At 44.9% G+C, this 25306-nt stretch carries 22 protein-coding genes and 2 tRNA genes; 15 read left to right on the forward strand and 9 right to left on the reverse strand.

Going from position 1 to position 25306, the window contains the following annotated elements; genetic code table 11:
- Positions 1–83 precede the first annotated feature (83 nt).
- From clpP to D8S93_RS08425, 6 genes are all read left to right on the forward strand, one after another.
- Positions 84–710 carry an ATP-dependent Clp endopeptidase proteolytic subunit ClpP gene (gene clpP, locus D8S93_RS08400; RefSeq protein WP_005382347.1) on the forward strand — a complete coding sequence of 209 codons (627 nt, stop codon included), beginning with the start codon at positions 84–86 and terminating at the stop codon, positions 708–710.
- Positions 711–780: 70 nt separating this feature from the next.
- A complete protein-coding gene (gene clpX, locus D8S93_RS08405; protein ID WP_005390528.1) occupies positions 781–2061 on the forward strand; it encodes an ATP-dependent protease ATP-binding subunit ClpX in 1281 nt (426 codons plus the stop codon).
- A 130-nt stretch (positions 2062–2191) separates the two neighbouring features.
- Entirely contained in the window at positions 2192–4543 is a 2352-nt protein-coding gene (gene lon, locus D8S93_RS08410) for an endopeptidase La (protein ID WP_005390529.1), read from the forward strand.
- A gap of 191 nt (positions 4544–4734) precedes the next feature.
- On the forward strand, positions 4735–5007 hold the full coding sequence (locus D8S93_RS08415) for an HU family DNA-binding protein (protein ID WP_005382341.1): 273 nt from the start codon (positions 4735–4737) through the stop codon (positions 5005–5007).
- Positions 5008–5208: 201 nt separating this feature from the next.
- The gene (ppiD, locus tag D8S93_RS08420; RefSeq protein ID WP_152812759.1) at positions 5209–7068 is read left to right on the forward strand and encodes a peptidylprolyl isomerase; all 1860 of its coding nucleotides are present in this window, start codon (positions 5209–5211) and stop codon (positions 7066–7068) included.
- 255 nt (positions 7069–7323) lie between these two features.
- A complete protein-coding gene (locus D8S93_RS08425; protein ID WP_031780151.1) occupies positions 7324–7608 on the forward strand; it encodes a ComEA family DNA-binding protein in 285 nt (94 codons plus the stop codon).
- 98 nt (positions 7609–7706) lie between these two features.
- Here the strand turns inward: D8S93_RS08425 and rrtA are convergent, their stop codons facing one another.
- Positions 7707–8258, reverse strand: coding sequence for a rhombosortase (gene rrtA / locus D8S93_RS08430; RefSeq protein WP_047009480.1), 552 nt, complete (start codon positions 8256–8258; stop codon positions 7707–7709).
- A gap of 3 nt (positions 8259–8261) precedes the next feature.
- Between rrtA and D8S93_RS08435 the strand changes: the two genes are divergently transcribed.
- Positions 8262–8876, forward strand: a complete 615-nt coding sequence (locus D8S93_RS08435) for a tRNA-uridine aminocarboxypropyltransferase (protein ID WP_152812761.1) — start codon at positions 8262–8264, stop codon at positions 8874–8876.
- A gap of 6 nt (positions 8877–8882) precedes the next feature.
- Here the strand turns inward: D8S93_RS08435 and D8S93_RS08440 are convergent, their stop codons facing one another.
- From D8S93_RS08440 to D8S93_RS08450, 3 genes are all read right to left on the reverse strand, one after another.
- A complete protein-coding gene (locus D8S93_RS08440) occupies positions 8883–10205 on the reverse strand; it encodes an anti-phage deoxyguanosine triphosphatase (RefSeq protein ID WP_005390538.1) in 1323 nt (440 codons plus the stop codon).
- A gap of 15 nt (positions 10206–10220) precedes the next feature.
- A complete protein-coding gene (yfbR, locus tag D8S93_RS08445) occupies positions 10221–10805 on the reverse strand; it encodes a 5'-deoxynucleotidase (RefSeq protein WP_031780152.1) in 585 nt (194 codons plus the stop codon).
- Between the two features lie 90 nt (positions 10806–10895).
- On the reverse strand, positions 10896–12110 hold the full coding sequence (locus D8S93_RS08450) for a pyridoxal phosphate-dependent aminotransferase (RefSeq protein WP_005390543.1): 1215 nt from the start codon (positions 12108–12110) through the stop codon (positions 10896–10898).
- 217 nt (positions 12111–12327) lie between these two features.
- Here D8S93_RS08450 and D8S93_RS08455 point away from each other — a divergent pair, with 217 nt between their 5' ends.
- From D8S93_RS08455 to D8S93_RS08485, 7 genes are all read left to right on the forward strand, one after another.
- Entirely contained in the window at positions 12328–13635 is a 1308-nt protein-coding gene (locus D8S93_RS08455) for an isochorismate synthase MenF (protein ID WP_152812763.1), read from the forward strand.
- Positions 13632–15350 carry a 2-succinyl-5-enolpyruvyl-6-hydroxy-3-cyclohexene-1-carboxylic-acid synthase gene (gene menD, locus D8S93_RS08460; RefSeq protein WP_152812765.1) on the forward strand — a complete coding sequence of 573 codons (1719 nt, stop codon included), beginning with the start codon at positions 13632–13634 and terminating at the stop codon, positions 15348–15350. The genes D8S93_RS08455 and menD overlap by 4 nt, the downstream gene beginning before the upstream one ends.
- Positions 15337–16164: a 2-succinyl-6-hydroxy-2,4-cyclohexadiene-1-carboxylate synthase gene (gene menH, locus D8S93_RS08465; RefSeq protein WP_152812767.1), complete on the forward strand. Its 828-nt coding sequence runs from the start codon at positions 15337–15339 to the stop codon at positions 16162–16164. Before menD ends, menH begins: the two co-directional genes overlap by 14 nt.
- Positions 16157–17023, forward strand: coding sequence for a 1,4-dihydroxy-2-naphthoyl-CoA synthase (gene menB / locus D8S93_RS08470; RefSeq protein ID WP_005390550.1), 867 nt, complete (start codon positions 16157–16159; stop codon positions 17021–17023). The genes menH and menB overlap by 8 nt, the downstream gene beginning before the upstream one ends.
- 126 nt (positions 17024–17149) lie before the next feature.
- A complete protein-coding gene (menC, locus tag D8S93_RS08475) occupies positions 17150–18139 on the forward strand; it encodes an o-succinylbenzoate synthase (RefSeq protein ID WP_053807133.1) in 990 nt (329 codons plus the stop codon).
- A complete protein-coding gene (gene menE / locus D8S93_RS08480) occupies positions 18124–19551 on the forward strand; it encodes an o-succinylbenzoate--CoA ligase (protein WP_104971433.1) in 1428 nt (475 codons plus the stop codon). Before menC ends, menE begins: the two co-directional genes overlap by 16 nt.
- A 100-nt stretch (positions 19552–19651) precedes the next feature.
- Complete coding sequence (locus D8S93_RS08485; RefSeq protein ID WP_005390556.1) at positions 19652–19840, forward strand: hypothetical protein; 189 nt, start codon at positions 19652–19654, stop codon at positions 19838–19840.
- Here D8S93_RS08485 and D8S93_RS08490 read toward each other — a convergent pair.
- The 3 genes from D8S93_RS08490 to D8S93_RS08500 form a co-directional block, all read right to left on the reverse strand.
- Positions 19830–20765, reverse strand: coding sequence for a YeiH family protein (locus D8S93_RS08490; RefSeq protein ID WP_104974325.1), 936 nt, complete (start codon positions 20763–20765; stop codon positions 19830–19832). The two genes, D8S93_RS08485 and D8S93_RS08490, sit on opposite strands and share 11 nt — an antisense overlap.
- Positions 20766–20881: 116 nt before the next feature.
- Positions 20882–22756 (reverse strand): MFS transporter, encoded by a 1875-nt coding sequence (locus D8S93_RS08495; RefSeq protein WP_046874204.1) that lies wholly within the window; start codon positions 22754–22756, stop codon positions 20882–20884.
- A gap of 13 nt (positions 22757–22769) precedes the next feature.
- Positions 22770–23360, reverse strand: a complete 591-nt coding sequence (locus D8S93_RS08500) for a TetR/AcrR family transcriptional regulator (protein WP_006743255.1) — start codon at positions 23358–23360, stop codon at positions 22770–22772.
- Positions 23361–23738: 378 nt separating this feature from the next.
- On the opposite strand from D8S93_RS08500, the gene D8S93_RS08505 reads away from it, so the two are divergent.
- Positions 23739–24611, forward strand: a complete 873-nt coding sequence (locus tag D8S93_RS08505; protein WP_046874203.1) for a Tim44 domain-containing protein — start codon at positions 23739–23741, stop codon at positions 24609–24611.
- A gap of 425 nt (positions 24612–25036) precedes the next feature.
- Here D8S93_RS08505 and D8S93_RS08510 read toward each other — a convergent pair.
- Both D8S93_RS08510 and D8S93_RS08515 read right to left on the reverse strand, forming a co-directional pair.
- Positions 25037–25121: transfer RNA gene (locus D8S93_RS08510), tRNA-Tyr, on the reverse strand.
- A gap of 84 nt (positions 25122–25205) precedes the next feature.
- Positions 25206–25290 (reverse strand) — tRNA-Tyr (locus D8S93_RS08515).
- Between the last annotated feature and the right edge of the window lie 16 nt (positions 25291–25306).

The following is a 25306-nucleotide window of genomic DNA, read 5'->3' on the forward strand; positions in this document are numbered from 1 at the left end:
GTTGACTTAACGTTAACTATTCTGCTAACAATGGTCCGTATGATAGTCATCATCCGGGCCATTTATTTTAGGGACATAAGAATATGAGCTACCAAGAAAAAAATGCAATGTCGCCAATTATGGACGCGCTAGTACCAATGGTGGTTGAACAAACTTCCCGCGGCGAACGCTCTTACGACATCTACTCACGTCTGCTGAAAGAGCGCGTGATTTTTTTAACGGGTCAAGTGGAAGACCACATGGCAAACCTTGTCGTGGCTCAGCTACTTTTCCTAGAATCTGAAAATCCAGATAAAGATATTTTCCTATACATCAACTCGCCAGGTGGCAGCGTAACAGCTGGTATGTCTATCTACGATACTATGCAGTTTATTAAGCCAAATGTTAGCACTGTATGTATGGGTCAAGCATGTTCAATGGGTGCCTTCCTGTTAGCGGGTGGTGCGCCAGGTAAGCGTTACGTACTGCCTAACTCTCGTGTAATGATCCACCAACCATTGGGTGGTTTCCAGGGTCAAGCTTCTGATATCCAAATCCATGCTCAGGAAATTCTGACCATTAAGCAGAAGCTAAACAAGTTGTTAGCAGAACATACTGGCCAACCTCTTGAAGTCATTGAGCGCGATACTGATCGTGATAACTTCATGTCATCAGAGCAGGCTGTGGAATACGGTATCGTGGATGCAGTGTTAAGCCACCGCGGCGAGTAATTAGCCAGCGCATTTTGGCAAAAATTGATATACACTCATTCATGAAGAGTAAAGGCTAAGAGGTTAGCGAATGACAGATAAAAGCAAAGAAAGTGGCAGCGGTAAATTGCTGTACTGTTCTTTCTGCGGCAAAAGTCAGCACGAAGTTCGCAAGCTAATCGCAGGTCCGTCAGTGTACATTTGCGACGAGTGTGTCGACTTATGTAACGATATTATTCGCGAAGAAATCAAGGATGTTCTCCCTAAGAAAGAATCTGAAGCGTTACCAACGCCAAAACAGATCCGTGAACACCTTGATGACTATGTGATCGGGCAAGATTACGCGAAAAAAGTGCTCGCAGTTGCGGTATATAACCACTACAAGCGTTTACGCAATGGTGATACAACGAGTGAAGGTGTGGAGCTTGGTAAAAGTAACATCCTTCTAATTGGCCCAACAGGTAGCGGTAAAACACTACTTGCTGAGACATTAGCTCGATTCTTGGATGTGCCATTTACAATGGCAGACGCAACCACACTAACCGAGGCTGGTTATGTGGGTGAAGACGTTGAAAACATCATCCAAAAGCTTCTGCAAAAATGTGATTACGATGTAGCTAAAGCTGAACGCGGCATCGTTTACATTGATGAAATTGATAAAATTTCACGCAAAGCTGAAAACCCATCTATTACGCGTGACGTATCTGGTGAAGGTGTTCAGCAGGCGCTACTAAAACTTATCGAAGGTACGGTTGCATCGGTTCCACCTCAAGGTGGTCGTAAGCACCCTCAGCAAGAATTCCTACAAGTGGACACGTCGAAGATCCTGTTCATCTGTGGTGGTGCATTTGCTGGCCTAGATAAGGTGATTGAGCAGCGTGTTGCAACAGGTACAGGTATTGGCTTCGGTGCTGAAGTTCGTTCTAAAAACGAATCGAAGACCGTGGGTGAGCTATTTACTCAGGTTGAGCCTGAGGATCTAGTGAAGTACGGACTCATTCCAGAATTCATTGGTCGTCTTCCTGTGACAACAACACTGACTGAGCTTGATGAAGAAGCGTTGATTCAGATCCTATGTGAACCGAAGAACGCATTAACCAAGCAATACGCAGCATTGTTTGAGCTTGAAAACGCTGAACTTGAGTTCCGAGAAGATGCGCTGCGCGCTATCGCTAAGAAAGCAATGGAGCGTAAAACAGGTGCTCGTGGTTTACGCTCGATCCTTGAAGGCGTATTACTGGAAACCATGTACGAACTGCCATCTGCGACAGACGTAAGTAAGGTCGTGATTGATGAGTCCGTCATCAATGGTGAGTCAGAGCCATTGCTTATTTATAGCAACTCAGACAATCAGGCCGCTGGAGCAGAATAAATTCAGCCGTAATGAAAAAGGAGGTAAGTAATTACCTCCTTTTTTTTATTTCTCTTATTGAATCCAAACAATTAGCCCCCATATAAATCGATAAGTAATACGTAAACGTGAAAGCGGAAGAGAGAATTATATGAACTTGGAACGTTCCGAGCGTATCGAGATCCCGGTACTACCTCTACGTGACGTAGTGGTCTACCCGCACATGGTTATTCCATTGTTTGTTGGTCGTGAGAAATCGATTAGCTGTTTAGAAACGGCGATGGAAACCAACAAACAAGTTCTTCTTGTGGCACAAAAGCAAGCTGATACTGATGAGCCTACGGTTGACGACCTATTTGAAGTAGGTACGGTAGCCACCATTCTCCAGCTACTGAAGCTTCCGGATGGCACAGTAAAAGTACTGGTTGAAGGCCAGCAACGTGCGAAAATTAATCACTTTAAAGAGAGTGACTTCTTCCTAGCGGAAGCGGAATTTGTGGTTACGCCAGAATTGGATGAGCGTGAGCAAGAAGTGATTGTTCGCAGTGCGATTAATCAGTTTGAAGGCTTCATTAAGCTAAACAAGAAGATTCCACCAGAAGTTTTAACCTCACTCAACGGTATCGACGAAGCAGCACGCTTAGCGGATACCATTGCAGCTCATATGCCGTTGAAGCTGGTGGATAAGCAGCAAGTACTTGAAATTGTTGATGTCACTGAGCGTCTGGAATTCCTAATGGGCCAGATGGAATCAGAGATCGATTTGCTGCAAGTTGAAAAACGTATTCGTGGTCGCGTTAAAAAGCAAATGGAAAAATCTCAGCGTGAGTACTATCTGAATGAGCAAATGAAAGCGATTCAGAAAGAACTTGGTGAGATGGAAGACGCACCAGACGAGTTCGAAACGCTGCAGAAGAAGATTGACGAATCAAAAATGCCTCAAGAGGCACGTGAAAAGACTGAGCAAGAGCTGCAAAAGCTTAAGATGATGTCTCCAATGTCTGCCGAAGCAACAGTGGTTCGTAGCTACATCGATTGGATGGTCAGCGTGCCTTGGGCTAAACGCTCAAAAGTTAAGAAAAATTTAGCGAAAGCAGAAGAGATTCTTAATGAAGACCACTACGGTCTAGAGCGCGTAAAAGAGCGTATTCTTGAATACTTGGCGGTTCAAAACCGAATCAATAAGTTAAAAGGTCCAATCCTTTGTCTTGTTGGTCCTCCAGGTGTGGGTAAAACGTCTCTTGGTCGTTCAATTGCTTCTGCTACAGGTCGTAAGTACGTTCGTATGGCGCTGGGTGGTGTACGTGATGAAGCAGAAATCCGCGGTCACCGTCGTACTTACATTGGCTCATTGCCAGGTAAATTAATCCAGAAGATGTCGAAAGTTGGCGTGAAGAACCCATTGTTCTTATTGGACGAAATCGACAAAATGTCTTCAGATATGCGTGGCGATCCGGCATCAGCGCTACTAGAAGTACTTGATCCTGAACAGAATAACTCGTTCAACGATCACTACTTAGAAGTGGATTACGACCTTTCTGACGTTATGTTCGTTGCAACGTCGAACTCGATGAACATTCCAGGTCCATTGTTAGACCGTATGGAAGTTATTCGTTTATCTGGTTACACCGAAGACGAGAAGCTGAACATTGCAAAACGTCACCTTGTTGATAAGCAAGTGAAGCGCAATGGTCTAAAACCAGATGAGATCATCATTGAAGACTCTGCAATTATTGGCATCATCCGTTATTACACTCGTGAAGCGGGTGTACGTAACTTAGAACGTGAGATCTCTAAGATCTGCCGTAAAGCCGTGAAGAACATCTTGCTGGATAAAGACATCAAGTCAGTCACGGTAACGATGGACAACCTAAAAGAGTACTTGGGTGTTCAACGTTTCGATTACGGTAAAGCGGATGAAAGTAACCGAATTGGTCAAGTGACAGGTCTTGCTTGGACAGAAGTGGGTGGCGACCTGCTAACGATTGAAACTCAATCCATGCCAGGTAAAGGTAAGCTGACGCAAACGGGCTCTCTTGGTGACGTGATGCAAGAGTCTATCCAAGCCGCAATGACAGTAGTTCGCTCTCGTGCAGAAAAACTGGGTATCAATACTGACTTCTACGAGAAGAAAGATATTCACGTGCACGTACCTGAAGGCGCGACGCCAAAAGATGGCCCAAGTGCGGGTACTGCAATGTGTACTGCCTTGGTTTCTGCTCTGACAGGTAATCCTGTGAAAGCAGAGGTAGCGATGACGGGTGAAATCACACTGCGTGGTGAAGTCCTACCTATCGGTGGCCTAAAAGAGAAGTTACTTGCGGCACACCGTGGCGGCATTAAGACTGTGCTAATTCCAAAAGACAACGAGCGTGATTTGGAAGAGATTCCTGATAATGTTATCGCTGATCTGGAAGTCATCCCTGTACAGTGGATTGATGAAGTACTGAAAGTCGCACTAGAGCGAGACCCGACGGGCGTTGAGTTTGAGTCTCAAAAATAGTGATGTGCAGCAAAAATAAGTAAAAGTTTACGCTGATAAGTCTAAAAAGGCTTGTCAGCGTTTTTTTTGGGCGCTAAGTTAGTTTCGATAGCTGCCAGCCCTTGACGAATAAGGGATGGAGCATATTTTCTTAACAATGGAACGAAAGTCATCACAAAAATAATCACAGATGACACAAAGGGGAAATTACAGTGAATAAAACTCAGTTAGTAGAACAAATCGCAGAAAATGCAGACATTTCTAAAGCGTCAGCGGGTCGTGCTCTAGATGCATTCATCGAAGCAGTAAGCGGTACTCTTCAGTCTGGTGATCAAGTTGCTCTAGTTGGCTTTGGTACATTCAGCGTTCGTACTCGTGCTGCACGTACTGGTCGTAACCCAAAAACTGGTGAAGAAATCCAAATCGCAGAAGCAAAAGTACCAGCTTTTAAAGCTGGTAAAGCACTGAAAGACGCTTGTAACTAATCACAGCGTTAATTCTGTAACCGGCCATTTGCTTAACTTTTGCTCAAACAATAAGTTTCGAACAAAAATTTACAAACTTCGAGCCGAACTTTCTTAAATTATGCGCATCATACTGATGCGCATTTCTTTTTCTGATATTATTGCGCCATTATTTCTATTAGATAGAAGCAGTAGGCTTCAATTGTGGAGAGCAGTTAAATTATGATGGATCGACTACGCGAAGGCGTGAATAGCATCGCGGTCAAAATTATCCTTGGGCTTATCATCCTGTCTTTCGTATTTGCAGGTGTGGGTAGCTACATCGTTAGTGGTAACAACAACTCTGCAGCGAAAGTCGGTAACACTGAGATTCCTCGTGGTGAGTTCGAGATGGCATACCAAAATGAGCGTAACCGTATGCAAGCTCAGTTGGGTGACTACTTCTCTCAAATGCTGGCTGACCCTGCATATGTTGAATCTTTCCGCAAATCCGTTTTAGATCGAATGATCAATGACGTGTTGCTTGACCAACAAGCAGAAGCTTTAGGTCTGCGAATCAGCGACACCCAAGTTCGCAGCATGATTCTAGACATGCCTCAATTCCAATCTAATGGTCAGTTCGATCAAGAGATCTATCAAGCTTCTCTGCGTCGTGCAGGCTTTTCGCCAGACTCTTTTGCTGAGTACATGCGTCGTGAATTGGTTCGTGAACAACTGCTGAATGCACTACAAAACAGTGAATTTATTCTGCCAGGTGAAGTACAGGCAGAAGGTAAGCTGTTTACTCAAACTCGTGATATTCGCACGATTAAAATCGACTTAGCAGAGTTTGCGAAAAACATTGAATTGACTGACGAAGAAATTCAACAGTACTACAAAGCAAACCCTGACAACTTTACTCGCCCAGAGCAGGTAAAAGTCGCTTATATCGAACTGTCTGCTGAAGCGCTAAAGGAACAAGTTAATGTTTCTGATGCTGAGGTGAAAAAGTACTACGATGAGCACTTAAGCAAATACTCTTCAGAAGAGCAGCGCCGTGTCGCTCATATTCTTGTAGAAGGGGACGATGAAGCAAAAGCGCAGGCTATCCTAGATGAGCTAAATGCGGGTGCAGACTTTGCAACGCTTGCTCAAGAGAAATCTGACGATTTTGGCAGCGCTGAAAACGGCGGTGACTTAGGTTGGATTGAGCGTGATGTGATGGACCCTGCTTTTGAAGAAGCGGCATTCGCGTTGAAGAATCCAGGCGATACGTCGGGTCTAGTAAAGTCGGACTTTGGTTACCATATTATCAAGCTTGAAGAGCTAAAAGACTCTGTGGCGAAGCCATTTGAAGAAGTAGCCGCTGAAATAAAACAAGAAATGGTTGACCAACAAGCAGTTGATCAATTCTACGAGCTACAAAGCGAGCTTGAGCGCGTAGCGTTTGAATACCCAGACTCATTGTATGACGCTTCTCAAGCCGTTAACCAAGAAGTGAAGACAACGGACTTTATTTCTCAGGTTGACGCACCTGAAGTGCTTCGTAACCCTGCGGTAATGCAAGCAATCCTTAGCCCTGAAGTAAAAGAAGATGGCTTAAACTCTGAAGCTATCGAAGTTGCACCTGAACATATTATTGTTGTTCGTGTTGAAGATGCACGTGATGAGACGGTTCTTCCACTAGAAGAAGTGAAAGATCAGGTTATTGCAGAGCTTTCTCGCGTTAAGGGTGAGCAAGATGCGATGGAACTTGGTACACAGGTTGTTGCTGCATTGAAAGAAGGTAAGACAGATGTGCTTACTGAAAACAACCTTGCATTTGGTGAACAAGAGACAGTAGATCGCCGTTCTCCGTTGGCAACAACGGTATTCGCGATGGCAAAACCAGTCGATGGCAAGCCAGTATATGGTCAGTCTAAAGATCTTGAAGGTAACATTGTTATCATCGAGCTTGATGCTGTAAATGCTGAGCTAGATAGTGAGTTAGAAGAGCAAGTTGCGATGCAAATGCAGCGAGCATCTTCTCAGCAAGACCTATCCTCTGTGCTAGCTGTACTGCGCGCAAACACTGACATTGAGTACTTTATTGTGAGCAACTAAGCACAATTAGTGTAATTTGCATGTTAACTAAAACGGACCGCATAAGCGGTCCGTTTTATTTTTGTCTTTATTAACTTCAATCATCAATAAGCATTACTTAAATTAGTGCGCGTTTAAGTGATACCAGTCATTGCGAATATCGGGTCATCTAAGTTTGTTAAATGCATAATCACGTTGCTTTTCACTACGAACTTGGTAGTGACTTGCTCCCGATGACTGGTTTTAGCCTACTATTTTGGAGATTGTATGTTCAATATGAAATGGATTTTGACATTGTGCTTATTTGTTTTTGCGCCTTTTAGCATGGCTGCGGATTCAGCCACTGACAAATATGAAGGAATTGAAATTACCGTAAATATCAACACGGCCTCTGCTGAAGAAATAGCGACCATGTTGAAAGGTATTGGTGAGAAGAAAGCGCAGAGTATCGTGGACTACCGCGAGGAGCATGGCCCTTTTAAAACAGCAGCAGATTTGAAGAGCGTAAAAGGCATTGGTGAAGCGACAGTTAAGAAAAACGAAGACCGCATTTTACTGTAGCTTGATGTATTTCAGATATTGAGTCTGAATTCAGAACAATATCTGTTTCCCTATTACTGCTTTCCCGAACCAACCCCTCTTTCGTGGTTCGGGATTTTTTATCCGAATAAACGACGGCGAAAACCTTTTTCCATTAGAGCCATTGTTAACCCACCGAACGCACCAAATAAATGAGCATCAATAGCAACGTTTGCGCCGATAAGCGCAGCAGTGCTGCTGGATGGACCATAGATCTGCTCCCATGCTACTTTGGCAATAAGCCCGCCGACCAACAACAGGCTGCTTCTTCTGCTTTCAAAGACTTCTCTGAGTGCCCAGAATCCAAATAGTCCGTGTAGTACGCCAGATAATCCCACGTACACCGACATGTTGGTAAATAAATTCATTGCGCCAACAAATGCGCACAAGAGTGAGAAAACGATAAGGAAGTTGCGAGTGCTTGGACGAAAAATAAAAGTAATGATCCACAATCCTGCCAAGTTCATCCCTAAGTGCGCAAAGTTGGTATGTGTGAGATTTCCTGTTACGATTCGCCACCATTCGCCATGGCGTATATTGTAGCTGTGCCACTCGGTTAGGCTTGCCATTGGTTCGAATTGAAGTATCAAACAGATCACGCTGATAATACTCAGCAAGGTATAAAGGTTCACTCTATGTCTCGTTATTGTTCTCGTTGTGGAAAATCGCAAAAAGCGTGTATTTGCCAATGGATTGTACCGTTGGCAAGCGAGGTAGAACTTATCATTCTTCAGCACACGAGTGAAGAACATCGTCCGCTTGGTACGGCACGGATTCTCAATTTGAGTTTAGATAACTGTATTTGTCTGATAGGAGAGGACTTTTCTGGTGATGATGTCTTAAATCACTTGTTGGCGGATGAATCATATCAACATTTTGTTCTTTACCCATCGGAACAGTCACGATGCATCTCTGAAATCAATCAAGTGAGCCGTAGTGTATCTAAGAAAATACGTTTGGTTTTGCTCGATGGAACGTGGAAAAAAGCGTACAAAATGTGGCAGCTTTCTAGCAATTTACATCCACTCCCAACCGTGCAATTACCGAAGCAATTGCACGGGCATTACACCATTCGTAAGGCGCCCTCTGAGAATAGCTTATCGACAGTCGAGGCGGGTTATCATTCGCTTCGTTTGCTTGAACCCGAGAGAGACTTTACACCGCTTATGCATGCCTTTGAAAAGATGATCGAATTCCAAATCGCCCAGATGCCGCCGGGCGTATTTGAAAAGAATTACTTGAAAGGTTGAGTGTGACTAAAGAACGATGGAAGAGAATAGCTGACGGTGAAGCTTTTGCGCGTGTCCATCGGTCATAGCAGAAATGTAATCGGCGATGACTCTCATCTTATTGCTCTCGCTTTTCGCTTGGCACCACAGTTCTTTTGTATGAACGGGCAGCAAGCGCTCTGGGTCCGCTGTTAACGCTTCAAAAATGTCCATAATAATTTGCTGACCCTTATATTCAACGATCTGGACCTGCGGGACTTGGATAACGAAGGTGCTGACAAAGTGCTTGAGTACGTCAAGTGCACGTGCCATTTGTGGCTCTAAACACGCATTCCAAGACAGTAATGGATTATTGAAAGGCTCATCCACCGCCTTAATTGAAATGCTGGTCAGCAGGGCGTTAACCATACCACCGATGGCATCTTTCCGCTCATGGTGCTTACCGCTAAATAGCATCTGTCCGATGGAATCGATATGAGCTTCAAACCACGGGTCGCCACAGTCCGCTAATTGACTTGCTGCGCCTTCTTGCCATTGCTGACGTGTCACCATACCAAGTACGATTGCATCTTCTAAATCATGAACACCGTAGGCGATATCATCTGCTAGCTCCATGATTGAGCAATCGAGTGATTTAAAACGCGTTTTACTGTGCTCAAACTCCGATTCTGGTTTTGAGCGCATTAGGCTAAGCAATGCCTTGTCGTTGTCAGAAAGCGGTGCAATTACCCAATCAAATAAGTCTTTATCACAATCATAAATGCCTTTAGCTGGGCTCCAATCTTTTGCTTTTAGTTTACGTTGATGCTCGGCTGGTTGAGGCAACTTGACGGAGCGTGTTTGACTAATGAGGGCAGGGTACTTAATCAAACCAAGCAGTGTGCGGCGTGATAAATTCATTCCGAAATGCTCGGTATAAGGCTCTAACTTAGTGACTATACGAAAGGTTTGGGCGTTCCCCTCGAAGCCGCCATGTTCGCGCATTACGTAGTTTAGAGCGACTTCTCCCCCATGACCGTATGGAGGATGCCCGATGTCGTGCGCCAAACATAATGAATCAATTAAGCTGTCTGATGGTAATAGATCACGGAACTCTGGTTGTTTTTTCTTTAACTGGGCGACGATACCGGTCCCGAGTTGCGACGCTTCTAAGGAGTGTGTTAACCGACTGCGGTGAAAGTCTTCCAAGCTATTGCCGTGTACTTGGGTTTTTGCTTGTAAGCGTCGAAATGCAGCCGAGTGAAGAATGCGCGCTCGGTCTCGTTGGTACGGGCTCCGATGGTCGTCACGACGGATTTTATGCTCATCATCATGGCGCTCTTGCCATTGCGGGTGTAATTCAAACGACACGATTATCTCCGTAAGCTAACTGATTTCATCTAACGATAATTCGAAACTTGGGGCAAAGGTATTGAGGAAGTAATCCATTTCAGGCGTTCTACGTTCTTGCAAAGTGATGTCTAAGCGTTTTTTTGCCAGAGCGAACTCATGATTGCCTGCGCTTAGTTCTTCGAGACATTTTAAATAGGCACAGATGGAGTCGGCTTGCTTGACGATTTTTGCGTCCTCTTCGTGTGCAGAGTGAGAAAGAAGATAGGGGGCAAATTCATCTTGGAACTCTTCCGGTAACATTGAGAGTAATTTTTGTTCCGCTGCTGATTCTATCTTCTTATATTCTTTGGCAATTTCAGGGTTGTAATACTTCACTGGGGTTGGAAGGTCACCCGTTAATACTTCGCTAGAGTCATGGTACATGGCAAGAATCGCGATGCGTTCTGGATTGAGGTTGCCGCCGAACTTTTTGTTTTTAATTAGGGCAAGGGCATGAGCGACAAAAGCAACTTGTAAGCTATGCTCTGAAACGTTTTCTGGTGAGACGGACCGCATTAAAGGCCAGCGTTGGATCAGCTTCATTCGAGCCAGGTGGGCGAAAAAATGGCTTTCTTTCATGGCTTTCTCCGTTTCTGGTGTAAAAAAGGAACTCACTAGGAGTTCCTCTAAGCATATGAGAGAACAGCACTAATTACTACCAGTGATTCATTACTGGCTGTAGGTTGATAGGAATCGCTCAAAACGTCCAATGGCGATTTCTAGATCTTCAACGTGTGGCAGTGTCACGATGCGGAAATGGTCTGGTTTTGGCCAGTTGAAACCGGAACCTTGCACCAGTAAGACCTTCTCTTGTTTTAAGAAATCTAAAACCATCTGCTGATCGTTCTTGATGTTGTACATTTTTGTGTCGATTTTCGGGAAGAGGTACATAGCACCCTTAGGTTTGACACAAGAAACACCAGGAATCTGATTGATCAGTTCATACGCTCTATTGCGCTGCTCTAATAAGCGTCCGCCAGGTAAAATCAGTTCATTGATACTCTGGTATCCACCTAGCGCAGTTTGAATTGCATGTTGCATTGGTACGTTTGCACATAAACGCATCGATGAAAGCAACTCCAAGCCATTCACGTACCCTTGAGCTAGATGTTTAGGCCCCGTTAGGAACATCCAGCCACCACGGAAACCGCAAACGCGGTAGGCTTTTGAAAGGCCATTGAATGTCATGACGAGCACGTCTTCAGTGAGTGTTGCGACTGAGGTATGTGTTGCACCGTCGTACAACACTTTGTCGTAGATCTCATCTGCGAAAATGATCAGTTTGTGCTGGCGCGCGATTTCAATCACTTCAAGTAGGAAATCACGGCTGTATACCGCACCTGTCGGATTGTTCGGGTTGATCAGAACAATGCCACGTGTCTTTGGTGTGATTTTCTTTTTGATGTCTTCAAGATCTGGGTACCAGTCTGCACCTTCATCACATAGGTAATGAACCGGCTTACCGCCTGATAGTGCAACTGAAGCTGTCCACAACGGGTAATCAGGTGCTGGGATCAGCATTTCGTCGCCATTGTTTAATAGCGCTTGCATGGCCATCACGATCAGCTCAGACACCCCGTTACCCACATACACATCTTCGACATCTAGAGAGCGGATACCTTTACGTTGATAGTGTTGGACCACGGCTTTACGAGCAGAGTAAATGCCTTTGGAATCACAATAGCCTTGAGAAGTCGGCAGATTACGAATCACGTCGACTAAAATCTCATCAGGGGCGTCAAAACCAAATGGGGCAGGGTTACCAATGTTTAGCTTTAGGATTTTATGCCCTTCTTCCTCCATGCGCTTAGCATGTTTGAGTACAGGACCCCTAATGTCGTAGCAGACATTATCGAGTTTTGACGACATCCCGATATTTTGCATTGTATAATTCCTAAAAATTCGTTAATTTCTTTATTAAAATACAATAATTTGTTTTTTATTAGAATATATATCTGTAAATTATCTGTTTGCTGGTTAAGTTTTGCTCGTTTGCTATCACAGGATTTTGCAAAAGATCGCATACGACCTTGATTTGCTTTGGGTCTAAACTTAGAGTAGCCGTCAGTTACCATTTATCCTCACATACTACGAGGTTGATTTGTCACAGTTCCATCAAGCCGTAAAGAGAATTATCGAGCGAGTTCAGCAAGCGGAAGGCAATCAAACACGTCTGGTCGAGCCCCTGAGCGAGAAACCTAATTTCTCATTTATTGATTGGCTTGATGCACAACCACTTTTCCCTAAATTCTACTGGCAGTCCCGTGATACTCGTGAAGAGGTCGTTGCACTAGGGCAATTACACGCTTTTGTTGAGCCAGGCCCTGCTTATACCATTTTAGGTGAAGGGCAACGAGTCTGGGGCGGACGCTCTTTTGACGGCCAGCATGAGAAGAATCGTCGCTGTATGCCTTCTTTCTTCTTTTTGCCTCAAATTGAGTTAATTCGTTTTGACCAACAATGGTCTCTCGCAGTTAATATTTCAGAAGACAAAGCGCGAACCCTAGCAGGACTGCATAAACTGGTTTGTGAGGTCGCGACCTTAGCTCCGATTTCTTCTCACATCCGCTCTATTTTTCATACGCCAAGTCAGCCTCAATGGAATGAGTTAGTTCATAAAGTTCTGACTGGTATAAAGAATGATGATTTTAAGAAAGTGGTATTGGCGCGTCGCTCTACCGTGCAGCTTGATAACACATTAAGCGCTGCACAGTTGCTGAAAGCGAGTTACTTAAATAACCATCATAGTTTCCATTTCATGCTGAGCTTAGACAGCAAACACAGCTTTATGGGCTCTACGCCAGAACGTTTGTATTCTCGCGTAGGGCACGAACTTCATACCGAAGCGTTAGCAGGCACGATTGGTCGAGGGGACAATGCCACTCACGATATGGAGTTGGCGAATTGGTTATCCCAAGACCAAAAGAACCTCAACGAAAACCAATATGTAGTTGATGATATTATTGATCGCCTATCACCACATTCCGAAGCGGTTGAAGTGGAGGCCGAGGCAAGTTTGGTTAGGCTACGAAAAGTGCAACACCTCAAGCGAAATATTCACGCGAGCCTAAAGACGGGAATAAACGGTGTTCAGTTGTTATCGGCGCTTCAGCCAACGGCAGCGGTTGCTGGCTTACCTCGACAAGAATCCATGCAGTTTATTCTTGATAATGAGCCCTTTGCACGCGGCTGGTACGCGGGGTCAATGGGGTACATAAGCCATGAACGAGCAGAGTTTTGTGTCGCGATCAGAAGCGCGCTTGTGCTCGGTGACCAAGTACAACTGTTTGCGGGCGCAGGTATTGTGCCAGGTTCTGTAGCAGAGCATGAGTGGGCGGAACTTGATAAGAAAATGTCGACGTTACTTACGCTGATTTCTGATCACCCTCCGTTGGGAGTCGCATCATGAATCATGACCAAGCGGTGCTCAATCGAATTTGGTCAGAAACCATATTGATTGAGCTTCAGCGATTTGGCGTTAAGCATGTTTGTATCGCTCCTGGCTCTCGTTCTACTCCTTTAACTTTAGAGGCGGCAGAACAGTCCAATTTTTCTATTCATACTCACTTTGATGAGCGTGGTCTCGGCTTTATGGCGCTTGGTTTAGCGAAAGCTACTCAAGATCCAGTGGCAATCATCGTTACTTCTGGTACGGCAGTGGCGAATTTATTACCAGCCGTTGCGGAGGCTAGGCTTACTGGTGAAAAGCTGGTGCTGCTCACTGCGGATCGTCCGGTGGAGCTCGTTGGCTGTGGCGCAAACCAAGCGATTAACCAGTTGGGTATTTTTTCACATCATGTCTCGGCGAGCTTGAATTTACCAAGCCCAACTTTAACAACATCGCTTAATTGGTTGCTGACCTCTGTTGACGAAGTGATGTTTACTCAGCAACTGCAAGGCAGTGCTGTTCATATAAACTGTGCATTTCCAGAGCCTTTGTATTCCAACGGTGCAAAAGCGGATTATCAAACCTACTTAGACTCGGTAGCCGGATGGCGAAAAGGAAGTGGTAGTTATACCCAGCGTTTTAGCCACTTATCACAGGCGCAAATCCCGTCTTGTGCGGATAAAAAAGTCTTGGTTGTGATTGGCAGCTTACCGCTTGAACAAGCGAAGTCGGCGCAGGCATTTGCACAAAAGATGGGATGGCCAGTACTTGCAGACCCGCAAAGTGGTCTCAGTTCGGATTGGGCGCATTACGATGTATGGCTTCAACTTCCCGAGTTCGCAAACGAGCTTGAATCTTGTGAACTTATTATCCAATTTGGTAGCCGAATCATCTCCAAACGTTTGAACCAGTGGATTGATAAACAAGTTTCGCAAAATCAACAAAGTAAAGACGTTCAATACTGGTATATCTCGTCGCGTATGGACCGTAATAACCAAAATCATCTGGCGCAAATGCACTGGGTTGAACTTCCTCAAACTTGGGTTTCTCGCATTAGCTTTGAGAAGCCAATATTTGCTGGGTGGGCTGATAGGTTAGCGAATGGAGTTAAGCGAGTTCATCAACGTATCGAAGAAGCTTTCCTATCTGGTTCAGCGTCTGCCATTGACGAAATTGCGTTGGCAGCAGACATCAACGAGCGCACTAAAAACGCTGATGTCTTTTTGGGTAACAGTTTGTTTGTTCGACTTGTCGATATGTACGGCAAACTTGATGATGTAGAAGTGTTCACTAACCGAGGCGCGTCAGGAATTGACGGTTTGTTTGCTACCGCATCAGGTGTGCAGCGAGCAAGAGGTAATCCGTTACTGATGTATATTGGTGACACATCAGCACTGTATGATCTCAATTCACTAGCGCTGTTTTCTCACAATAAATTGCCGACGGTACTTGTGGTCACAAACAATGATGGTGGCGCAATTTTCGATATGTTACCGGTGCCTCAGGAGCATCGCACTGCGTACTACCAAATGCCCCACGGTTATCAGTTTGAACATGCAGCCAAACAGTTTGGTTTAAAGTATGAGAAGCCAACTACGTTAGAAATGTATCAAGCAATGGTTGCCGAGCACCTGTCGAGCGGCCAAGGCACACTGCTGGTGGAAGTTCAAACCCCACCAAGCCAAGCCGCAGAGTTGATAAAGGCATTTAATAAGAGCCTGCATGCTTCACTCTGAGCGTCTCTCTTCAACTGAAAAACACCAAAGTGGTGATCTTCCCACTCTGGTGTTTTTGCATGGCTTTTTAGGAAGTGGTGCTGATTGGCAAGCTTGTTTGGATGAGCTGACTCAGTTTGAACGAATTGTTATAGACCTTCCTGGTCATGGTCGTAGCCAGTTTACAAAGTGCAACGATCTCGATGATTGCTGCAAACTGCTTAATTCCACACTATCTTTATTATTTCCTCCGCAACAACCACTTATTTTGATTGGTTACTCGATGGGCGGCCGTATTGCGATGCATGGTATTGCCAATCAATGCTTCTCAGATCTCAATATTGTGGGCGCAATTGTTGAAGGGGGAAACTTCGGGCTTCAAACTGAGTCAGAGAAACAGGTGAGATTGGAGAATGATGCTCGCTGGGCAAAGCGTTTCAAAACAGAACCACTTGAACGTGTTTTGAACGATTGGTATCAGCAAGCGGTGTTTTCTTCACTAAACCATGAGCAAAGACAAACATTAATTGCGAAGCGAAGTGATAATCTTGGCTCGGCGGTCGCGAGCATGCTGATGGCAACATCGTTAGCCAAGCAGGTGTATTTGTTGCCCACACTGAAAAAGCAGAATATACCGATGTATTACTTGTGTGGTGCGAAAGACCAAAAATTTAGCCAACTGGCACAACGTAGCGGGTTGGCGTATCGACAAGTTGAAGGCGCAGGACATAACGTTCATCAAGAGCAGCCCCAACAATTTGCGATGCATATTAAGCAAATAATTCAATCTCACTTTGGTGAGAGTAACGAGAACAATGGGAATCACCATGGCTAAAACAGTAGGCATTTCTGAAGAAGAACTTTACGCTCCGGTTCAATGGAAAGATTGCAGCGAGAAATACGAGGATATTCACTACCATAAATCTGAAGATGGTATCGCGAAAATCACCATTGCACGCCCACAAGTGCGTAATGCATTCCGCCCTCAAACAGTAAAAGAGATGATTGATGCGTTGGCAGATGCGCGTTACGACTCTGGTGTTGGCGTGATCATTCTGACAGGTCTAGGTGAAGACGCATTCTGTTCTGGCGGCGACCAGAAGATCCGTGGCGACTACGGCGGCTATAAAGACGAGCAAGGTACACACCACCTAAACGTATTGGACTTCCAACGCGATATTCGTACTTGTCCAAAACCTGTTATTGCTTCAGTTGCGGGTTGGGCTGTTGGCGGTGGTCATGTGCTGCACATGATGTGTGATCTAACAATTGCAGCAGACAACGCGCAGTTTGGTCAAACGGGCCCTAAAGTGGGTTCATTTGATGGTGGTTGGGGCGCGTCTTACATGGCTCGTATCGTAGGCCAGAAGAAAGCTCGCGAAATCTGGTTCCTATGTCGTTTCTATAACGCGCAAGAAGCGTTAGACATGGGCTTGGTCAACACGGTTGTGCCGCTAGAAGAGCTAGAGAAAGAAACTGTTCGTTGGTGTCGTGAAGTTCTTCAGCATAGTCCAATGGCGCTACGCTGCCTGAAAGCTGCATTGAATGCGGACTGTGATGGTCAAGCAGGTCTTCAAGAGCTTGCGGGTAACGCAACGATGATGTTCTACATGACCGATGAAGGACAAGAAGGTCGTAACGCATTCAACGAGAAACGTCGCCCTGACTTCGACAAATTCCCTCGTAACCCATAATCCGTATAAAAAGAGGAGTGTTTCAGCTCCTCTGTTCCATTTTTCCTGAGCGCCTCGCCCTCTGGGAGGCTGGTGGGATTGCTCGCCAGAACGCTCAAATATACGGCATTACATAGGACTCGAATTATGCGTGAAGCGAAAATTTATCGTTATAGCTTGCCCATGGATAGTGGTGTCATCCTGCGAGACAATAAGCTAACAGAACGTGTTGGTTATGTTGTTGTGCTTTCTGAAGGTGACCAAATAGGACTTGGAGAAGTCGCTCCTCTTCCTGGTTTTAGTTTAGAGAACACCGAAGATGCTGGTATTCAGCTACAAGAACAAGCGGAGCGTTGGGTAGCAGGATTGGATGTGGATTACGCCAACATGTATCCATCGGTCGCGTTTGGTTTATCGATGGCACAGTTAGAGTTAGCTGGTGGCTTACCCCAACAAGGTAAGTATCAAACAGCGCCGCTGTGTACTGGTGACCCAGACGAGCTCATTCCAAAGCTGAACGAAATGGAAGGCGAGAAAGTCGCGAAAGTAAAAGTCGGGCTTTATGAGCCAATTCGCGATGGCATGCTTGTGAACCTTTTTCTTGAATCTATCCCTCAATTAACGCTTCGACTTGATGCAAACCGCGCTTGGACACCAGAAAAAGCGCAGCAGTTTGCTAAATACATTACTCCGTCTCTGCGTCAGCGCATTACCTTTTTGGAAGAGCCGTGCCGCTCTCCTGGCGATAGTCTCTCTTTTGCTATCAATACTGGTATTGCGATTGCTTGGGATGAAACGTTGCAAGATGCGGTTCGTCGAGAGGATTTCCGTCTTGAAGATCTAACTGGTGTGAAAACGATCATCATCAAACCCACACTCATTGGTTCGGTGGATTTTTGTATTACACTGATAGAGAAGGCGAAGTCACTGGGGATTAAAGCGGTTATTAGCTCGAGCATTGAATCCAGTCTCGGTTTAACGCAATTAGCGCGCTTTGCCCAATGGCAGCTGCCTGATGAAGTTCCAGGTTTGGATACGATTGGCCTATTCAAAGCTCAGTTAGAGCAAGGCTGGCCTAAGTGTGAACTTCCCGTTCTTCCTCTGAAAGATCAGGAGATTGTGTGGCATTCTGCATAGACAATGTTGCGAAGGCACCGTGGAAATATTGGGCTCAAACGAGCCCTTTTTCTATTGCACTCAAGACACCAACAGAAACATTAAACTGGCAACAACTCTCAGTACGTATTGACCAATACGCTCACTATTTGAATGGCTTGGGCGTAACGCGGGGAGATGTGCTGACCTTGGTAGGTAAAAACCAAGTAGAAACACTGCTGTTTTATCTTGCTTCCAAGCAGTTAGGCGCTCTTGCCGCGCTGACCATGGTACAACCACTCGATACGTTACAGAGTAAACTTGCGACCCTTTATAAACCTGAACAAACTCGGTTTATCTGGTTTGCTCAGGAGTGCGCTTCGACCTTTTCTGAACATGATATACAAAAACTCGAGGCAACATTGCTTTCATCGCCCTTAGTTTCACAACAAGAGCGTGATGCGGTGATTGAAGATGCCTATCACCATGACAGGCTCGCTTCAGTGGTATTTACCTCTGGCTCGACAGGGGAGCCTAAAGCCGTGGTTCATACACATCGACAACACTTTGCTTCAGCAGAAGGCTTGTTGCAAGAGTTCATTTTCACTCAGAAAGATTCTTGGCTATTGTCGCTTCCGCTTTATCACGTCTCTGGATTGGCGATTGTATATCGTTGGCTATATGTCGGAGCGACATTGAAAATCGGTACAGGAAAACTTGTCGAAGATATTCAGGGCGTGTCACACGCATCTTTGGTTGCAACGCAGCTCAAACGGCTATTGGATGATGACGCTCACTTGTCATTGACGCATGTGCTATTGGGCGGCAGCCACGTTGCTCACGAGTTGGCGTTGAGAGCCACAGGACGAGGGATTGAGGCGTGGTTAGGTTATGGGATGACGGAAGCAGCCTCTACCGTCACCGCAAAGAGAATTGACAGTACCAGTAATGCTGGACACGTATTGAATCACCGTAAGATAAAATTGGTTGACCAACGCATTTTTGTCGGTGGTAAAACATTAGCGGCAGGGTATTTTCATCAAGGTCATGTTACTCCGTTTCTGGATGAGAAAGGCTGGTTCGACAGCAAGGATCTCGGTGAGTGGCAAGGTGACGAGTTAAAGATCATCGGCCGTGCCGACAATCAATTTATCTCTGGTGGTGAGAACATTCATTGTGAAGAGATTGAGGCAGCATTGAACCAAATTGATGGCGTGGTGCAGAGCATAGTGGTTCCAGTCGAAGATGCGGAATTTGGTCATCGCCCTGTTGCTGTGATTCAGACCAATGATTTGCGCAGCAAAGCGGAATATGACCTGCATTTGCAATCCAAATTAGAGAAGTTTAAATGGCCAGTGGAATACCATTTAATGCCACAAGTGCTACTAGAAAGTGGGATCAAAGTTTCTCGGAAGGCAGTGAAGGAGTGGCTATTGCCATCAATTCAGCATTAGTCAATTTTGCTATGTATTAGTCAGAAAGGGAATTTCGTATCCTTATAACTCTGAATCATAATTATGCTTCTTCGAAGAGAGAAAAGGCATAAGGTTCAGGATGGTAAAGCTAGTATTAATTGCGGCGGTAGCACTACAAATTGGTATTGCAATAAGCAGTGAAGGGCTCGCCCGCTCTCTTGCAGAGCTGACGGCCTTTTTGATCGCTATCGCATTGGTTGTTACATACAAAAACAGCAAACTTGAGCCGTCGTCATCTCAACACGATGAGAAGACCACTAATATCTAAACAATAACCAACTTAGAGAAGTGGTTGAAATTAACACCCACAGAGTTACACCAAACAACAGTGGCTTAGCTCCAGCAGACCTCAGCTTCGAAATTGAAATGCTGCAACCAATCAGGAACAGGCACACCACCAAAGCTTGTTTCGCTCCAACGAAAATACCGTGATAGACCATTTCAAATTGAGGGAAGAAGTCGCTAAACGCGATGGCTGCGCAGTACCAAAAAATGAAATAAGGAATAACTAACTTTTTCGTTCCATTCTCTTTCTGGTCTCTCGAAAAGATCACGGCACTGATCAGTGCGACAGGAATGATCCACAAAGCTCGTGCGAGTTTTAACGTTGTTGCTGTAGTTAGTGCTTCTTCACCGTAGGCTGAGGCTGCCCCAACAACAGAAGAAGTGTCATGAATAGCAATCGCGGCCCATGTACCAAATGTGTGTTGATCTAGCCCTAAAGCATGCCCAACCACAGGAAACACGAATAGTGCGATGGAGTTTAGGACGAATACCGTTGCCAGTGCTAATCCAATCTGTTCGTCTTTTGCTTTAATCGCTGGTGCCACCGCGGCAATTGCACTACCACCACAAATTGCTGTACCTGACGAGATTAAGTATGCGGTTACTCGCTCCAACTTAATTATTCTGGCAATGATAGTGCCTATGATAAGTGTGCCCGCAATCGTGGCAATAATCAGACCGATACCATCCGATGTAACGGAGAGTGCTTGCTCAAAGTTGATGCCAAAGCCTAAACCAATAATCGAGTAGGACAACAGCTTTTTAGTAAAAGAAGCAATGGGCAGTTCTGAAGGCACAAAACCAAAACTTGCGAGTAGAAAACCAATAACTAGGGCAATAGGAGAGGAGACAAAAGGGGTTAAGCAAAAGAGTAACGCCAATCCAAACAAGAGGTAGTTTCTATTCAAGGTTTTTATTCGCTGTTGTGAATGAAAGCGCGAGTATATCGCACTGAATGTGGTCAGTTTGTCTTAATGATTTGAACACATGTTCAGCTATTCTAAACATGTGTTCAAATGTATTTTTATCGCCAGTCGCCTCTGAGTTGATGCACTCTATCGAACATCGTTTTTGCCGTTGCTTCATTTGGTGGAACTGGCTGTCCGGCTTCAATTTCTAGCTTTGACCAAAATCGAGTTGGTAAGCCACAACATGCTCGGCCTTTCGCGCGGCTGAAATAGCTTCCCCATAAGCCTTTGAGTGCCACGGGTATGACAGGTACTGGGCTGCGACGCAGAATAATATCAATGCCACGCATGAATTCATTCATTTCACCGTCTGAGGTTAATTTCCCCTCTGGGAAAATACAGACGATATGTCCTTCGCTTAATGCGGTTTCTACATCATTAAATGCACGCCTGATGGAGTTTCTGTTACTCGCTGAAATCGGAATTACCCCAGTTCTGCGTAAAAAGCGTCTTAGTGGAGGTAGGTTGGCGTAATCTTCCTCCATCACAAAACGAATCAACCTTGGGCATACTGCGCTAAGTAGCAAGGCGTCCATATAGCTCACGTGATTACATACGATCAACGCACCGCCTTGTTCTGGCAAGTTATGTAGGTTTTTATGTTTCACTCGATAAATAGTGTGAGTTAGCATCCAAACCACAAAACGGACAACGAATATCGGTATTTGCAAAAAAATGTAAGCGGCGACCAAGAAATTCAAAATGGCTAACAATGCAAACAGCTGAGGAATTGTCATCTTGATGACACTCAGGCACACAATACCTAAGACAGCACTGCCGACCATAAACAGAGAGTTAAAGATATTGAGCCCTGCGATGACTTGTGCGCGCTCGGTTTCCTTTGCTCTATGTTGCATTAATGCGTAAAGCGGTACGATAAACAGCCCGCCAGAGGCGCCAATCATCAATAGATAGAAAAATAATGGCCAAAAAGGCTCATATCTAAAGAAGTCTACAAAGTTATGGAAGATAGGTAGGTCACTTGGAATGGAGGTTGCCATCAAGTACCCAAATACCGTAATGCCAAGTGCGCCAATAGGCACAATACCGACTTCGATACGATGATTTGAGATCCAATTGCAAAGTAGCGACCCCAGCGCGATACCAATGGAAAACAGAGCTAGCAAGAAAGACACCGCACTCTCGGTGCCATTTAAGTAAATCTTGGTGAAATTCGGGAACTGGGTTAGATAGGCGGCGCCTAAAAACCAAAACCAGCTTATCGCCATAATACATTGAAAAACAACACGATCTGATTTTGCGATGGATAGCGTGTGTTTAGTTTGTTTGTACGGTTGCCAACGAAAAGAAAGATTAGGTGCGCTGGCGGCTGCAAAGGGTATTGAGCGGCTCGACAAATATCCCAATAATGCAAAGAGTACGACACAAAATGCGGCAAGGTATTTTGCGTTGTCTGCTGAGGCGATAATTCCAGCACCTAGGGTACCAATAAGGATGGCGATAAAGGTACCAGCTTCAACAAGGGCGTTGCCTGGCACTAACTCTTTTGCGTTTAATTTTTGGGGCAAAAGGGCATATTTAACCGGTCCAAAGAATGCTGACTGTGTGCCCATTAAGAACAGTAGCAGCAAAAGCACACCATAACTTTCGGTTATAAAACCAATGGCGCCCAAAAGCATGATGGCGATTTCAAACAGCTTTACCTTGCGAATAAACCATGATTTTTCATATTTATCGGCTAATACGCCAGCTGAAGCGGAGAATAGAAAGAACGGTAGAATGAACAAGCCAGCCGCTAAATTGATGAACAAGTTGCTCGAAATAGGTAGTGCGCTGGATCCCGCGAAGGCGACAAACAGCAGCAAAACGTTTTTAAAAATATTGTCGTTGAAAGCGCCAAAAAACTGAGTAATGAAATAGGGTAGGAACTTTCTTTGTGTAAGTAAGGACGGCTGTCTGTCGGACGACATGGATAATCCTTTGTTACCAGTTTGTGAGGTAGTTAGAAAGCAGGTTACTGATTAATTCTTTACCATCAATGGGTTCACTAGAGAAAAATTTATCATCAACACTGAGTAAAGTAATACCGTGTACGCCAGACCAAAGCACTCGACTTGCTTGAATCACTTCGGACTCGGTACGATGTGGTGCGATTTGAGCCAATAGTGACTCCAGCATTCCTGTCATCCCGTCGATACGTTTGGCATGCCATTCTGGAAGTTCTGCACCATTCATGTTGTGCTCGAACACTAACTGCCAACGGTAAGGGTGCTTTTGAGCGAAATCGTGGTAGCAATAAGCCAGCTCAAATAGAGCTTGATGAGCGTCTTTACTGCTATTGGTCGCTTTCAGTGCTTCTTGGGAGAGTTCGTCTAAAGTTTGCGCGACTACGTGTAAAAGTAACAGGTTATAGTTGCCAAAAATGTTGACTAATGTGCTTGGCACGTAACCAATCATGTTAGCGATTTTACGAAGACTGAGTTCGTGGTAAGAATTCTCATCTAAAAAGTTTTTGACTGTTGTTAACGTCAAATTTACTAACTCTTCTCTGGTGTGATCGTTTCTGCGCGCCATACTCTCAAACTGCTTTATTGAACATCGTTCAATATGATAGTCAGCTACCTATTAACCGTCAACAAGGCAATATACTCAAGTGACGTCAAGGTGCAGGATTCTGAGCTGTGTCACTGATTCTAATTCAATTAAAACATCCCCAAGTAGTAGCGAGTTCATTCCCAGCATTTCTAAACGAACCAAGTATCTCGAAGTTAACCGAGAGCAGTCTGTATCTTTGGCAATATTCTGATACATGTCAGCTTCTGTAAGCTGTTTTCATCAACAGGCATACAGAGTATGATAACGTAACAATCATCTTTGGCGTGCTACTGTTTGAAACAATCGTTGTTTCGTCTGATAGAGCACAATCTTAGATAGCTAACTTTAAGGATAACGATGAAACGTTTATTTTCTATTGTTGCTCTGTTGATGTTTACCGTTGCTGTAACGCCTATCGCGGAAGCGAAGAAGTTTGGTGGCAGTAAGTCTTTCGGTAAGAGCTACAAAACAGCACCAGCACCAAAACAACAGCAACAAAACACCAATACGGTCGGCAAAGATCAGACGGCGAAGTCTTCAAGTAAAAAAGGCTTAATGGGTGGTCTGCTAGGCGGACTTCTTGCTGGTGGTCTACTTGCTGCATTCTTTGGCGGTGCTTTTGAAGGTATCCAGTTTATGGATATCTTAATTATTGGTTTGATTGCCTTTGTCATCTTTAAATTAATGCGCGGTATGCTAGGTGCGAAGCAGGGCAGTATGAACCAGCATCGCCAGCAACCTGCATTTGGTGGTAACGCATCTAAGTTTGAGCAACCAAACATGCAAAACTTTGAGCAACAGCCAAACACAAATAATGGTGGCTTTGGTGGTTTCGGCGCTCAAACGGACGTACCACATAACTACCCACCGGGCTTTGACCAAGCAGCGTTCATTAACGGCTCTCGTGAACACTACCGAATCCTGCAAGGAGCGTGGAATCACAATCAATTGGAAACCATTGAAGAATATGTTTCTCCAAGCTTGTTTGAAGATCTGAAAGCAGAGCGCGCGAAGCTCGACGGTGAGCAGCATACTGATGTAATGTACGTTGATGCAGAGATCGTCCGTGCCGATTACGATGCAAATAAAGCACAGCTTAGCCTACAGTTTAGCGGTCGTTACCGTGACACAGTAGAAGGTGTTGAAGAAGAAATCGAAGATATCTGGCACCTAGAGCGTGACCTGACTGTGCCCAATGCACCATGGTTAATTGTTGGTATTCAAGGCTAGTCACCTTTAAACCAATTTAGTCACTAATAAAAATCCCGCGCCCCCTGCGGGATTTTTTGTATCTGCCGTTTGTATCTACGAAAGGTGTTTTTATAAAACCTGCCAGATGGAGACTTCATCATGGCTCGCGCTTAACTCTGCCGAATATCTTTTTGCTAGTCAGTCCTCAAGTGTTTTACTGAATGTTTTTAGCATTCACATTATGGTCATTGCGATAAAACAAGGACAAAGTGCTAGTACATTGTTTGTATTACAACGACCAGATCCGAACTTTGGCCATAGGAGATTCGCTTTGGCCCAGTTGTTAAAGTAGGATCCAACAGAGGGAGAACCGCGAAGAAGTTGGGTTAAATAAGGAAGGTCTTGTTACTTTATCAAGAATCCGAAACGAAAAAAGCCAGCTCAATGAGCTGGCTTTTTCAATATGGTGGAGGGGGACGGATTCGAACCATCGAAGGCAGTGCCGGCAGATTTACAGTCTGCTCCCTTTGGCCACTCGGGAACCCCTCCAGGGTGTTTTATACTTGAATGTTAGTTTCCCAACCTAGCTTCCAAGTTGTTCTTATGTTTAAAGGAAAAACACAAGAAAGAATATGGTGGAGGGGGACGGATTCGAACCATCGAAGGCAGTGCCGGCAGATTTACAGTCTGCTCCCTTTGGCCACTCGGGAACCCCTCCAGGGTGTTTTATACTT

The sequence above is a fragment of the Vibrio sp. VGrn 2 genome (genome assembly GCF_009361695.1).
Classification (GTDB): Bacteria; Pseudomonadota; Gammaproteobacteria; order Enterobacterales; family Vibrionaceae; genus Vibrio; species Vibrio diabolicus.

Bases quoted from the DNA above. Each gene is read 5' to 3' on its own strand.
- clpP (WP_005382347.1), top strand. From the start codon at position 84: ATGAGCTACCAAGAAAAAAATGCAATGTCGCCAATTATGGACGCGCTA.
- clpX (WP_005390528.1), top strand. From the start codon at position 781: ATGACAGATAAAAGCAAAGAAAGTGGCAGCGGTAAATTGCTGTACTGT.
- lon (WP_005390529.1), top strand. From the start codon at position 2,192: ATGAACTTGGAACGTTCCGAGCGTATCGAGATCCCGGTACTACCTCTA.
- ppiD (WP_152812759.1), top strand. From the start codon at position 5,209: ATGATGGATCGACTACGCGAAGGCGTGAATAGCATCGCGGTCAAAATT.
- D8S93_RS08425 (WP_031780151.1), top strand. From the start codon at position 7,324: ATGAAATGGATTTTGACATTGTGCTTATTTGTTTTTGCGCCTTTTAGC.
- D8S93_RS08435 (WP_152812761.1), top strand. From the start codon at position 8,262: ATGTCTCGTTATTGTTCTCGTTGTGGAAAATCGCAAAAAGCGTGTATT.
- yfbR (WP_031780152.1), bottom strand. From the start codon at position 10,805: ATGAAAGAAAGCCATTTTTTCGCCCACCTGGCTCGAATGAAGCTGATC.
- D8S93_RS08450 (WP_005390543.1), bottom strand. From the start codon at position 12,110: ATGCAAAATATCGGGATGTCGTCAAAACTCGATAATGTCTGCTACGAC.
- menD (WP_152812765.1), top strand. From the start codon at position 13,632: ATGAATCATGACCAAGCGGTGCTCAATCGAATTTGGTCAGAAACCATA.
- menH (WP_152812767.1), top strand. From the start codon at position 15,337: ATGCTTCACTCTGAGCGTCTCTCTTCAACTGAAAAACACCAAAGTGGT.
- menB (WP_005390550.1), top strand. From the start codon at position 16,157: ATGGCTAAAACAGTAGGCATTTCTGAAGAAGAACTTTACGCTCCGGTT.
- menC (WP_053807133.1), top strand. From the start codon at position 17,150: ATGCGTGAAGCGAAAATTTATCGTTATAGCTTGCCCATGGATAGTGGT.
- D8S93_RS08485 (WP_005390556.1), top strand. From the start codon at position 19,652: ATGGTAAAGCTAGTATTAATTGCGGCGGTAGCACTACAAATTGGTATT.
- D8S93_RS08495 (WP_046874204.1), bottom strand. From the start codon at position 22,756: ATGTCGTCCGACAGACAGCCGTCCTTACTTACACAAAGAAAGTTCCTA.
- D8S93_RS08500 (WP_006743255.1), bottom strand. From the start codon at position 23,360: ATGGCGCGCAGAAACGATCACACCAGAGAAGAGTTAGTAAATTTGACG.
- D8S93_RS08505 (WP_046874203.1), top strand. From the start codon at position 23,739: ATGAAACGTTTATTTTCTATTGTTGCTCTGTTGATGTTTACCGTTGCT.